The sequence below is a fragment of the Capnocytophaga leadbetteri genome (assembly GCF_003054025.1).
GTDB classification, from domain to species: Bacteria; Bacteroidota; Bacteroidia; order Flavobacteriales; family Flavobacteriaceae; genus Capnocytophaga; species Capnocytophaga leadbetteri.
In genome coordinates this window covers 1-11,145 of sequence record NZ_QBKG01000028.1, presented here as the reverse complement: position 1 = coordinate 11,145, position 11,145 = coordinate 1, and the positions used below count along the sequence as shown (strand labels likewise).

The following is an 11,145-nucleotide window of genomic DNA, read 5'->3' as shown; positions in this document are numbered from 1 at the left end:
TACTTAAGCCTTTTTTCTCTATTTCTTCTATGACAGCTCTCTTAAAGCAATCACTGTACCGAACTATCTCTGCTCGCCCTTTTGTCATATTTTTTCCTTTTTTTAGTGTAAACCTATTTTAGGATATGACAATTCCTATATCCTTCCTATATTCATTGTATATCCTTCCTATACTCAAGGTATAATTGCGGAATTTTTAATATAAATTATGAAATAGCTAAAAAAACTTATATAGTTTAGACGAATGAAATTTGTTTATTTGGAAAAAAATATTTACCTTTGTGCTATCAATTTGTAACGAACTATGCGTTATACCCGACAGATACAGCTTTTTGGAGCTGATAACCAACAGAAGTTGCTGGAAAGCAAGGTGTTAGTAGTAGGAGTGGGCGGTTTAGGCTGTCCGCTACTACAGTTGCTCTCGTCAGTAGGCGTGGGCACGCTGGGCTTAGTTGATTTTGACAAAGTAGAAGCCCATAACCTGCACCGCCAATTTCTTTTTGACGAGGCTTGCGTAGGGATGCTTAAAACCGATGCCGCTGTAGCGCGTTTGCGAGCGCGCAACACTCAGACGGTACTGCACGCTTACCCTTATGCCCTGACAGCTGACAATGTGTTTAGCACTATAGCCGATTATGATGTGGTGGTTGATGGCACAGATAACTTTAGTGTGCGCTACCTGCTCTCTGATGCTTGTGCTATCGCTCGCAAGCCCTTGGTGTATGGAGCGTTGTATCATTATGAGGGGCAGGTGAGCGTTTTCAATGTTGAAAAAGACGGCTATACGACCTCTTACCGCGACCTTTTCCCCGTAGCGCCACAGCCTAATGAAGTGCCTACTTGTAATGAGGCGGGTATTCTGCCCACTATTTCGTCGATGATAGCCCATTTTCAGGCAAATGAAGTGGTGAAACTCCTTATAGGCGACCTCGATAACGCACTTATTCATACTTTATTGCTGTTTAATACTCAGAATTATCAACTTACTAAAATAAAATACAATATGACGGACAAAAAAGCTCCCTCTACTGCTGAAGAAGTACAACAATTTAACTATCCCGCCTTCTGTCACCAACCTGTAGGAGACGAACTCACCACAGTTGAAGCTCTTGACGCTTTCTTAACCCAAGAAAAAGCCGTTTTGGTAGATGTGCGCGAAGAGGATGAACAGCCAAAAATAGACCGATACACGGCTTTATCATTACCGCTCTCGGTACTGCCTACCCAATGGGAACAACTAAAGGCGTATGACCATATCTGCTTTGTATGTGTAGCAGGTGTGCGCAGTATGAAAGCCCTGAATTTTGCTAAAGAAGTATTGGCTGACAAAGACCTAAAGAGTTTTAAACAAGGCTTTTCGCCTTTAGTTAATGTGTAACCATAAAACCCTATATAATATGAAAAACATCTTTAAACAAGGAGCTATACCTGCTGCGTTGGTGGCAGAAAGCATAGCTAAACATCAGGTAAAGACGCAAATAGGCGGACATAGTATCTTCTTAGGACAGGTACGTGCTGACCAGATTGAGGGCAAAACGGTAAGTGCTATCCTCTTTACCGCTTATGAGGATATGGCAAACGAAAAAGTAGCTGAAATACGCGAATATATCATCACAAAATACCAACTATCGTGTGCGCATATCTACCATTCGTTGGGCGAGATAAAGGCAGGCGAACTTTGCTTTTTCGTCTTCACCTCAGCCCCTCATCGGAAGGCAGCCATACAAGCTTGTGATGAAATGGTAGACCGTATCAAAAAAGAAGTACCTATCTTTGGCAAAGAACTCTTTGGAGATGGAACATATCAATGGAAAACTAACAATTAATAAAAAATAAAGTGGTTAATATTACGCATAAAAGCAATACCCTGCGCCAAGCTATCGCTACCGCAGTAGTAGCCGTAAGTGCCGAAAGCACTATTGCAGCTATTAAAAACAATCAAGTACCCAAAGGGAATGTATTCGAGATGAGCAAGACAGCAGGACTGTTTGCTGCTAAACGCACCAGCGATATGATACCTGACTGCCACCCGCTACCTATTGAATATACACATATTAGCTTTGAGGTAAAAGAATTAGAGATACATATTTTTGTAGAGGTGCACACTATCTACAAAACAGGGGTAGAGGTAGAGGCAATGCACGCGGCTTCGGTAGTAGCCCTTACTCTTTACGATATGTTAAAACCTATTGACAAAGGCATAGAAATACGCAATATCCGTTTAGTAGAGAAGAAAGGAGGTAAAACAGACTACAAAGAAGCAGCCGAAGGGCTTACGGCATCGGTAATAGTATGTTCTGATAGTATTTTTGCGGGCAAGAAAGAAGATAAAGCAGGCAAGGCAATTATAGCACATTTAGAACGATATGTTATTCCAGCTACTTACACTATTATACCCGATGAAGTAGCTGATATACAGAGACGTGTGAAAGAGGCTGTAAGTGCAGGTACCTCTTTAGTACTTATCACAGGAGGTACTGGCTTATCTCCTCGTGATGTTACTCCTGAAGCTGTACGTCCGTTATTAGATAAAGAAATAGAGGGAATAGCTGAGACCATTCGCAGCTACGGACAAGACCGTACCCCTTATGCTATGCTTTCGCGCAGTGTAGTCGGTACCATAGGTAATAGCTTAGTGCTTGCCTTGCCAGGTTCAACCAAAGGAGCTGCCGAGTCGATGGAGGCTATATTCCCTGCGGTATTGCATATCTTTAAAGTACTTAAAGGCGCAAGGCACGAGTAGAGAGACGAATTGCGAAATACGAAAGGCTTATGAGAAATAGAAAAGTTATCTTAATAGTATTATTAGTGGTAATAGGGTACCTAATTATAAGCAGTAATAGTACATCGGGTAAAATAGGGTGGGGTATAGCAGGTATACTCTATACCATAACTTTTGTGCTAAGTATGCGGCAAAAAAAAAATGACAAACCTATAGTATAGATTTGTCAATTTTTGATGGTTAGTTATCATTATCCTCCGGAATAGGGAGGGAGTAAAGCCAATTCGGCATTAGGGGGTATGATTGCCTCATCGCTTGCTTTTTGGTTGTTGATAATTATAAAATAGGTCATACTGCTAAGTGCAGGAAACGCTGTATGTAGCTGGGCTTTGAGCTCAGCTACTGTTTTTTTAGTGAAAGCAGTAGTATAGGTATCAGTACCTAATACTTCTGTCAGTTTTCCGAATACTTTAATTGTTATCATTGTTATTTGTTTGTTATATCAGGTTGAGCCCCTATGATGTCTCTTGTTTCTATATAATCCATCTCGTAGTGGTAAAACTTCTTAAAAAACTCTTGGGTAATAGGTACGATATCACCTTTGAAATACTCGGGGTAAGTTAGGCTTGCTAACCATATGCTACCCATAACACGTCCTAACCCCGGTGGGCGGTCTATCCAGCCAAAAGGACGCCAAGGCACTTGGTATACTTGGTTTTCCTTTACGGCGCGCAGTTGTTGCCATATCTTCTCTTGGCGGATAGCCTTATAGCTGTACAAATCGTCAAAATTACCCGACCATACCAATATCATATCAGGATTCCAGCGGTATATTTGCTCGATAGATACATTCGTCTTGCCTTTGCCAGGGAGTAACTCTACTTCAGCAATGTTCTTACCCCCTGTATAGTTGATAAGATAGCTGTGCAATGAGGTAGGCGGTTCGGTTTGCAATCCGTTCATTCCTTCGGCATAGTAGATAGTCTTGCGTTTGGCTTCGGGTATAGTAGCTACTACTTTAGGAATGCTATAGCAGTATTTTTCTATGAAAGCATTGAGTTCTTGAACTTCTTTCTCCTTGTGCAAGAGCGTCCCTAAGAGGGTAAGCGCTTGGGTATACTGCTCAAAATCGCCGCTAAATAGCACTACGGGTATCTTTGTTTTCTGCTGAAGTATGTCAGCTCGCTCTATTTCTTTAGCTCGTTCGGCTTCTGTTTGTAGCGATACCGTTAGCAGTATCACCTCAGGCTGTAGCTTGATAATCTCTTCAATAGGCGTACCTGTTACGTAGGGTTTTCCTTCGTAAAAACCTTTTTTTAGGTACTTCTTTTCGGAATCGTTGTAGTTAAACACCCTATTTACAGGTAGTAGCGTATCGAGCGCATAGATTAAATGCACTGAGGAGCGGTCTATAAAAGCCTTGCTAATGCTTTTAGGTACTAGCACTTTGCGTCCTGCCATATCAGTAAGAGTTACTTTTTCAGCAGAAGTATTTTCTGTTTGTTTTTTAGGGGTATTATCGCACCCTATCATTAGTAAGATAGCAATAAAAAGATATACATAATTTCTCATAGTGGAAGTATAAAAAATTGAAAAACGCTGCAAATATAATAAAAAATGCTTTGATAGACTGCTACCAAAGCATTTCTATTAAGAGTAAAAACAAAAATTTTAAAAGTTATAAGATAAGCCTGTGATGAAGTTACGCCCCTCTTGAGGGTATCCTATAGTTAGGTAATAATTGCGGTCGAATAGGTTATTTACACCAAAGTTTGCTTCGAGGCCTTTGTATAGCATTACACTTAGTTTAGCATTTAGGACTGTATATTCAGGGGCGTAGCCTATAGGGTTACCCCTTCTATCTGTACCCAAATCGCGTTTAGCACTTGTTTCAGTATTCAGGTGTAAGGCTGTTTTTAGCTGTGGAATACTAAAGGTTGCAAAGCCTACTAATTTGAAAGCAGGTATATCAGTAAACTTCTCGTCATTATCATCACTTTGGTCTTTCATCTCTATAAAACTGTAATGTCCGCCTACAGTTAAGTATTGATTAGGACTATAGCTTAGAGCCGCTTCTACCCCTCTGTAGGTAGCGTTAGCAATGTTGATATTCTGACTTCTTAGTACGCCCGCTCTAATCTCTACAGGCTTGGCATAAATAGCGTCTTTTACCTCATTGATAAAGCCAGATACCTCATATTGCAATTTATTATTGAGTATTCTGCCTGTATAAGTAAGGTCGTACACTCTTGCATATTCCGATTTTAGGTCAGGATTAGGGATTGCAGCTCCTAAACGTTCAGAATAGCGTTCTTTTTGTGAAGCAAAACGAGAGCGCTTAGCTATAAAAATAGTAATATTATGATTATCAACTGCTGAAATCACTATACCTGCTTTGTAGTCGAAAGCGTGATCGCTACCTTTGTCAAAAGCGTATAGCTCTGGGGTACCCCCTCTTGTGCGTGCACCGTATTTTTCAGCTATGATGTTCTGCTGTTGGTTATAAGCGGCTCCCACTACAGCACTAAAGTATTTGTTAAAGGTTATCACGTCTTCAAGCCCTATATATAGCACATTGTCTTTCATATTTTGTACAGGACTACCCGCTTTAAAGCGTTGCCCTATCGAAGGATTAGCAGCTATCTCGCGGTCGTGCTCTTTATGGTGATTGTACTTTTCGTTTATGCTAAGGCTAAGTGCGTTATACTTGAAATACTCAGTGCTAAAAGTGAGGATACCTCCTAATGAGTAATCATCGTAAATAGACGAGAAGCCGTTGTTTATAGTTTGGTACTTATCGTTATCATAAGCGTTCATCTGGTTGTAATAGGTGTCGTAATAACCAGTGAAGTTAGCAAAGATCTTAGGAGCAATAAGGGTTTTGCTCTTCAGATACAGAATGTTTTTGTTGTAGATAGGGTAGTCTCTAAAGATACCCCCATTTACATTAGGCGATATATCTTTATGTGCCTGTTGAGTTACCATACCTAAGGTATATTCGTCGGTTTCGTTAGGGGTATAGCCTATTTTGGCTCTTATTTTCTTATCAAAAGTTTCAGCATGTCGGCGTATGTATTCGGGTTGGGTACGAGTAGGCTCAAAGTCTTTAGAAAGTACAAAGTTTTCACGTTTGTTAAACGACCCCGATACCATAGCGTAATATTTATCTTTACGAGTGCCTACGTTTAGCCCTGTGAAGTAAGAGTTTACGCCTGCACCATCAGCAAAACCAACGCCTGAAGTACCATTGATATCTAATTCTTTTTGAGGGCTACGCGATACTATATTTACAGCACCCCCCATAGCATTAGCACCGTATTTTACTGATACTAAACCTTTTTCTACCGAAATACTGCCGATGTCATAGGTAAGAAAACGCCCTAAATCAAAGTTGCCATCATAAGGTACATAGATAGGCACCCCGTCGTAATACACAGGAGTACGTCTGCTGTCCATCCCTCTAAGGCGTATGTTCGTTTCGTTGCGTCCACCCGACTGGGCGATACTTACACCTGATAATAAGTTGAGAGCTTCTACCACATTGGTTTTGTTGTAGTGCTGTAGGTCGGCAATACGTAATTTTTGGGTAGGTATTGATAAACTCTTTTGGGTAGGCTGTCCTAAAATAGTAACCTCTTGCAAGTCGTAATGCTTTTCAGCTACCGAGTCTTTTACTTTTTCCTGTGCTTGTAAAGTTGCTGAAAGCAAAGCAAATGTAAATACTAAACGTTTCATTATTAATGGTTAATTATTAATGTGTTATGTAATATATTGCATAACGTTATCTAAAAAAGAGAGCTTATACAAGCTCCTTTCATGGTGCAAAGATACAAAACCGTTATGAATATACAAACATAATGTAATAAAAATGTTAATGCTCACTTGTCATTAAAAAAGGAATAATCTGCTTTTTTGAGAGTATCTCTACGTATTTACCTACTATAAACAGCATAGGTCGCTTCATATCCAAAGAGCGCAAAGTAGCTTCTACCTTGCCCAAAGTAGTCTTTACTGAGGTCTCGTCCTTTGCCGAAATACGCGAGGCCACCACTACGGGCATATCAAGTGTTACTCCTACTGAGGTAATAATTTCAACAATTTGCCCTATACAGTCGGTATTAGCAAAGTAAATGTGTATGGTGCTACCGTATTTCAGTATGCCAGCCAAATCCTTTAGCAGACTATGGTTTGTCTCGTTATCGTGATACACGAAGTTTACCGACACATCGCTCTCGTCCATTTCGGTAATGGGTACTGCAAAGATATTAGCCGCAGCACACGAAGCCGTAATACCGGGTATCATACGAAAGTCTATACCTTTAGCTTTTAGCGCACGTACTTCTTTGCCACCTCCGTTAAACATCAATGCATCACCAGGTTTTAGCCTACATACTTTTTTGCCTGCACGGTAGTGTTTTTCCATAGTGTCTACCATAGCGGTAGGGTCGATTTTCTTGTCAATGGCTATAATTTCACCTTTAAACTGAAAGGTCTTCAGCAATGTATCATCAGGCATACAATCAAAGAGGATAACATCTGCTTCTTCCAGAGCATTTTTAGCCGCTAAGGTCAGCAGCTCAGGGTTGCCAGGTCCCATACCAATTATTACAACGGGAAACATATTTTTCTGTTTTTTTGATTAATAATCTTTATTTCTACCTCATAGAGGTCTTTTAGCAATGTCTCGGTCATCACTTCATCAGGAGTGCCAAGCGCAGCTATAGTATGGTCTTTCACTACTGCCACTTTCGAATCACAGAGGAAAACGTGGTCAGGATTATGGGTCGAAAGGATAATACCTATATCCTGACTTTGTAGGGCTTTCACCTGTTGCAGCACTTTCAGTTGGTTGCCAAAATCAAGTGCCGAGGTGGGCTCGTCCATAACTATATAGGTGGGCTGCTGGGTGAGGGCTCTTGCTATGATAGTAAGTTGTTGTTCGCCCCCGCTCATCTGCGAGAAAGCCTTATCTTTTAGGTGCCATATACCTATCTGTTGCATCATTTCAGTAGCTATGGCTTTGTCTTTTTCTGTAGGAAATCTAAAGTAGGGCAGGTGAGGGGTACGCCCAAAAAGCACTACCTCAAAAGCGGTAAACGCAAAATCTATCTTCCTCGCTTGGGGTATATAAGCTATTTTTTGTGCGAGGTGTTTAGGGTTTTGAGAATCAAGAGGCACATCGTCAATAAGTATCTCGCCTGCGTGCTTGGGTAGCAGCCCCAAAAGGGTTTTAAATAAAGTGGTTTTACCCGACCCATTTCTGCCCAAAACACATAGTATTTCTCCCTTTTGTAAGGTGAAATGCACGCCTGTAAGCAAAGGATTTTGGTAGCCTACTGATAAATTACGCACTGTTATTCCCATACACTTTGCTTGCTTTTAACTGATTTTAGAACAAAGAAAAAGATAGGGGCTCCTATGATAGAGGCAATGATACCCAAAGGAATTTCGAGTGCCGATAACGTACGCGATAGCAGGTCTATAATGATAAGAAAACTACTGCCCAACATAAAGGCAGCGAGTAGCAAATACCGATTGTCCGACCCTATGATAAAACGTGCTATATGGGGCACTACTAACCCTATCCAGCCTATTAACCCTGTGATAGAGACCACTGTAGCGGTGAGTAGTGTAGCCGAGAGTATGATCACCAAGCGCAACCGCTGTACCTGCACGCCCATAGAGTGGGCTTCATCTTCGCCAAACGAAAGCACATTCAGTCGCCAAGACGAAAAGTAAAGTGGTAGTACTGCCAATAGCACGATAGGAGCAATGGTGAGCACTTGGGTAGCGGTTACATTCGTTAGACTGCCCATCAGCCAAAAGGTAATGTCAGGCAATTTATATTCCGCATCGGCTATGTATTTAGTAAGCGATATAAACGCTCCAAACATAGCTCCAGTGATGATGCCCGAAAGCAACAATACCAATGCCTGACTGTGTACTCCGCTGATGCGTTTGCTCAATGCCAAAGCTATGAGTACAGCGGCCAATCCAAAGGCAAAAGCCGATAGTTGTATTCCTAACATACTCCACGAAAGCAGTATTGCCAAAGCCGCTCCAAAGCCTGCCCCTGAACTCACACCTAATATATCCGGACTGATAAGCGGGTTTTTAAACATTCCTTGATAAGCTACCCCCGATACCGATAACGCTCCTCCTACCAAAAGAGCCGCAGCAACACGAGGCAAGCGCACATCCGTAAGCAGCAAGGCTGTATGCTCATCAACAACCTTTTGTCTAAAAACAAAAGCGAGAATATCGCTTATAGGTAGAGGATACCTACCTACGCTTAATGACAACAAGCATAGTACGATTAGCCCTATCAATAGCCCTATTAGCCACATATTGCGTTTATTTATTTTCATATTGCTTGCTACTTGTCATTAATTTTCAAATCTATTGTCCGATTTTAGTCTTTCAGCGGTTAGTATCTTGCCTTCCAACCAACCATTACGAACGTTCTGGCGGTTATCAAAATAAGAATAATAAGGCTTAATGTCTAATAGCGGACTTCTGTTGAGCATATCCACTCCTTTAAAGTGAATAACATTACCCTCAATACGCTCCAACGTTACAATCGACATACCTATGCGGTTGGGGCGTTTAGGCGAACGAGTAGCAAATACTCCGTGAGGCACATCGTCCATAAAAGGCACTACCTCTAGCTGATAACCCTCTATTTTGTGCAATAAAAATAAGAGAATAATATGCGAAAAGCCATCCAGATCTTTAAGACCCGTAGCAAATTCATCGTATAATACAGCTTTTCCTTGCGAAGAAGCAATTACCGAAGGCTGTATAGGCATATGAGCCACAGTCTCAAAAGGTGTTTCAAGATAGCCAATAGGGGTAACACTAAAGTTCATAATACTGTTTTGGGTGCAAAGATAATAGTTTTGATAATAATATCATAACGGTAAAGGTAAAAAAAGAAAAAATTTCTTCTGTACTTTCCCTTTACTTTAGATATACACACACTAGATATACACACACTATAGGATCACCGAAGGATTACCGAACCCTTATCGAAAAATAAATATCTATAAAATATAATTTTAAAGAAAAAAGTTTATTAAAAATTTGCAATATAAAAAAAAAGCTATACCTTTGCACCCGTTTCCAAACAAAGGGGAGATACTCAAGCGGCCAACGAGGGCAGACTGTAAATCTGCTGGTTTTACCTTCACAGGTTCGAATCCTGTTCTCCCCACTCGCTATAGTATTTAAGTGTTTTAAAAATTAAAATTATTTTAGGAGGTTAAGGAGGGCTCTGGCTTATCTTTGACCTTCTTTTTTTAGTGTTATGTACAAATCTCTTATCCGTCCGTTGCTTTTCAAGCTCGACCCCGAAAGGGCTCACCATTTTACATTCAATTATCTGAAGTGGATACATCGCTTACCTGGTGTGCCAGCTCTCATTCGCGCTATCTATCAGGTAGAACATCCTGCACTGCATCGAGAAGTCTTTGGCTTACACTTTAAAAATCCGGTGGGCTTAGCAGCGGGCTTAGATAAAGATGCCAAACTATACAAAGAACTATCCAATATGGGGTTTGGTTTTATAGAGATTGGTACCATCACCCCCAAACCACAATCGGGCAACCCACCCAAACGCCTTTTTCGTCTTATAGAAGACCAAGCGATTATCAACCGTATGGGCTTTAATAATGAAGGAGTAGCAGCTGCGGTAGAAAGACTTAAAAAGAATACTAATGTGCTGATAGGCGGCAATATAGGCAAGAATAAAATCACTCCTAATGAGCAGGCTGTAGACGACTATATGGCGTGTTTTGAAGCGCTGTTTAATTATGTTGATTATTTCGTGGTCAATGTGAGTTCGCCTAACACTCCCAATTTGCGTACCTTGCAAGAAAAAGAACCGCTAAAGGCATTGCTCACCACCCTGCAAACAGCTAACAATCAGAAAGCTAAACAGAAACCTATCTTGCTAAAAATAGCTCCCGATTTAACTGACGACCAGCTGTTAGACATTATAGAGATAGTACAACAAACGCATATAGCAGGGGTAATTGCTACCAATACTACCATTACACGCGAGCACCTCATATCGGCTAACCAACAAGAAACAGGCGGACTTAGTGGAAAACCTCTAAAACAACGCTCTACTGAAGTGATACGCTTCTTGCACGAGAAGAGTGGGGGCACATTTCCTATCATTGGGGTAGGAGGTATCTTTAGTGAGGAAGATGCTTTAGAAAAACTCGCTGCAGGAGCCTCACTCATACAGCTTTACACCGGCTTTATATACGAGGGGGCAGGCTTAATAAAACGCATAAATAAAGCACTTATTAATAATGCTAATTGCACGGCGTTCGCATTTAAAAATAACTTAGTATCTTTGCTGTCAAAAAGATATTATGGATAGTTGTTTTACAGAATCATTTAAAGATTTAGAAGAT

Annotated in this window: 11 protein-coding genes and 1 tRNA gene; 5 read left to right on the top strand and 7 right to left on the bottom strand. The window is 40.8% G+C overall.

Annotated features, from left to right (window positions below; translation table 11 throughout):
- Positions 1-304: 304 nt before the first annotated feature.
- Genes C8P65_RS11850 through moaCB form a run of 3 tightly spaced genes read left to right on the top strand, consistent with a single transcriptional unit; the run spans position 305 to position 2,743 of the window.
- Positions 305-1,378, top strand: coding sequence for a HesA/MoeB/ThiF family protein (locus C8P65_RS11850; protein ID WP_107782975.1), 1,074 nt, complete (start codon positions 305-307; stop codon positions 1,376-1,378).
- A 19-nt stretch (positions 1,379-1,397) separates the two neighbouring features.
- Positions 1,398-1,826, top strand: coding sequence for a molybdenum cofactor biosynthesis protein MoaE (locus tag C8P65_RS11845; RefSeq protein ID WP_211305906.1), 429 nt, complete (start codon positions 1,398-1,400; stop codon positions 1,824-1,826).
- Positions 1,827-1,837: 11 nt separating this feature from the next.
- On the top strand, positions 1,838-2,743 hold the full coding sequence (gene moaCB, locus C8P65_RS11840; protein WP_107782973.1) for a bifunctional molybdenum cofactor biosynthesis protein MoaC/MoaB: 906 nt from the start codon (positions 1,838-1,840) through the stop codon (positions 2,741-2,743).
- Between the two features lie 229 nt (positions 2,744-2,972).
- Here moaCB and C8P65_RS11835 read toward each other — a convergent pair whose 3' ends face one another.
- The 7 genes from C8P65_RS11835 to tsaA form a co-directional block, all read right to left on the bottom strand.
- Positions 2,973-3,206: a MoaD/ThiS family protein gene (locus C8P65_RS11835; protein WP_107782972.1), complete on the bottom strand. Its 234-nt coding sequence runs from the start codon at positions 3,204-3,206 to the stop codon at positions 2,973-2,975.
- 2 nt (positions 3,207-3,208) lie between these two features.
- Complete coding sequence (locus tag C8P65_RS11830) at positions 3,209-4,294, bottom strand: ABC transporter substrate-binding protein (RefSeq protein ID WP_107782971.1); 1,086 nt, start codon at positions 4,292-4,294, stop codon at positions 3,209-3,211.
- Positions 4,295-4,393: 99 nt separating this feature from the next.
- Positions 4,394-6,457 carry a TonB-dependent receptor plug domain-containing protein gene (locus C8P65_RS11825; protein ID WP_107782970.1) on the bottom strand — a complete coding sequence of 688 codons (2,064 nt, stop codon included), beginning with the start codon at positions 6,455-6,457 and terminating at the stop codon, positions 4,394-4,396.
- Between the two features lie 136 nt (positions 6,458-6,593).
- Positions 6,594-7,343, bottom strand: coding sequence for an SAM-dependent methyltransferase (locus C8P65_RS11820; RefSeq protein ID WP_107782969.1), 750 nt, complete (start codon positions 7,341-7,343; stop codon positions 6,594-6,596).
- A complete protein-coding gene (locus tag C8P65_RS11815) occupies positions 7,328-8,086 on the bottom strand; it encodes an ABC transporter ATP-binding protein (RefSeq protein ID WP_107782968.1) in 759 nt (252 codons plus the stop codon). Before C8P65_RS11815 ends, C8P65_RS11820 begins: the two co-directional genes overlap by 16 nt.
- Positions 8,077-9,090 carry a FecCD family ABC transporter permease gene (locus tag C8P65_RS11810; protein ID WP_107782967.1) on the bottom strand — a complete coding sequence of 338 codons (1,014 nt, stop codon included), beginning with the start codon at positions 9,088-9,090 and terminating at the stop codon, positions 8,077-8,079. The genes C8P65_RS11815 and C8P65_RS11810 overlap by 10 nt, the downstream gene beginning before the upstream one ends.
- An 18-nt stretch (positions 9,091-9,108) precedes the next feature.
- Positions 9,109-9,591: a tRNA (N6-threonylcarbamoyladenosine(37)-N6)-methyltransferase TrmO gene (tsaA, locus tag C8P65_RS11805; protein WP_107782966.1), complete on the bottom strand. Its 483-nt coding sequence runs from the start codon at positions 9,589-9,591 to the stop codon at positions 9,109-9,111.
- Between the two features lie 262 nt (positions 9,592-9,853).
- Here tsaA and C8P65_RS11800 point away from each other — a divergent pair.
- Positions 9,854-9,935, top strand: a tRNA-Tyr gene (locus C8P65_RS11800).
- Positions 9,936-10,028: 93 nt separating this feature from the next.
- The gene (locus tag C8P65_RS11795; RefSeq protein ID WP_107782965.1) at positions 10,029-11,111 is read left to right on the top strand and encodes a quinone-dependent dihydroorotate dehydrogenase; all 1,083 of its coding nucleotides are present in this window, start codon (positions 10,029-10,031) and stop codon (positions 11,109-11,111) included.
- Positions 11,112-11,145 lie beyond the last annotated feature (34 nt).

Coding starts and splice junctions, on each gene's coding strand:
- C8P65_RS11850 (WP_107782975.1), top strand. CDS start 305: ATGCGTTATACCCGACAGATACAGCTTTTTGGAGCTGATAACCAACAG.
- C8P65_RS11845 (WP_211305906.1), top strand. CDS start 1,398: ATGAAAAACATCTTTAAACAAGGAGCTATACCTGCTGCGTTGGTGGCA.
- C8P65_RS11835 (WP_107782972.1), bottom strand. CDS start 3,206: ATGATAACAATTAAAGTATTCGGAAAACTGACAGAAGTATTAGGTACT.
- C8P65_RS11830 (WP_107782971.1), bottom strand. CDS start 4,294: ATGAGAAATTATGTATATCTTTTTATTGCTATCTTACTAATGATAGGG.
- C8P65_RS11825 (WP_107782970.1), bottom strand. CDS start 6,457: ATGAAACGTTTAGTATTTACATTTGCTTTGCTTTCAGCAACTTTACAA.
- C8P65_RS11820 (WP_107782969.1), bottom strand. CDS start 7,343: ATGTTTCCCGTTGTAATAATTGGTATGGGACCTGGCAACCCTGAGCTG.
- C8P65_RS11815 (WP_107782968.1), bottom strand. CDS start 8,086: ATGGGAATAACAGTGCGTAATTTATCAGTAGGCTACCAAAATCCTTTG.
- C8P65_RS11810 (WP_107782967.1), bottom strand. CDS start 9,090: ATGAAAATAAATAAACGCAATATGTGGCTAATAGGGCTATTGATAGGG.
- tsaA (WP_107782966.1), bottom strand. CDS start 9,591: ATGAACTTTAGTGTTACCCCTATTGGCTATCTTGAAACACCTTTTGAG.
- C8P65_RS11795 (WP_107782965.1), top strand. CDS start 10,029: ATGTACAAATCTCTTATCCGTCCGTTGCTTTTCAAGCTCGACCCCGAA.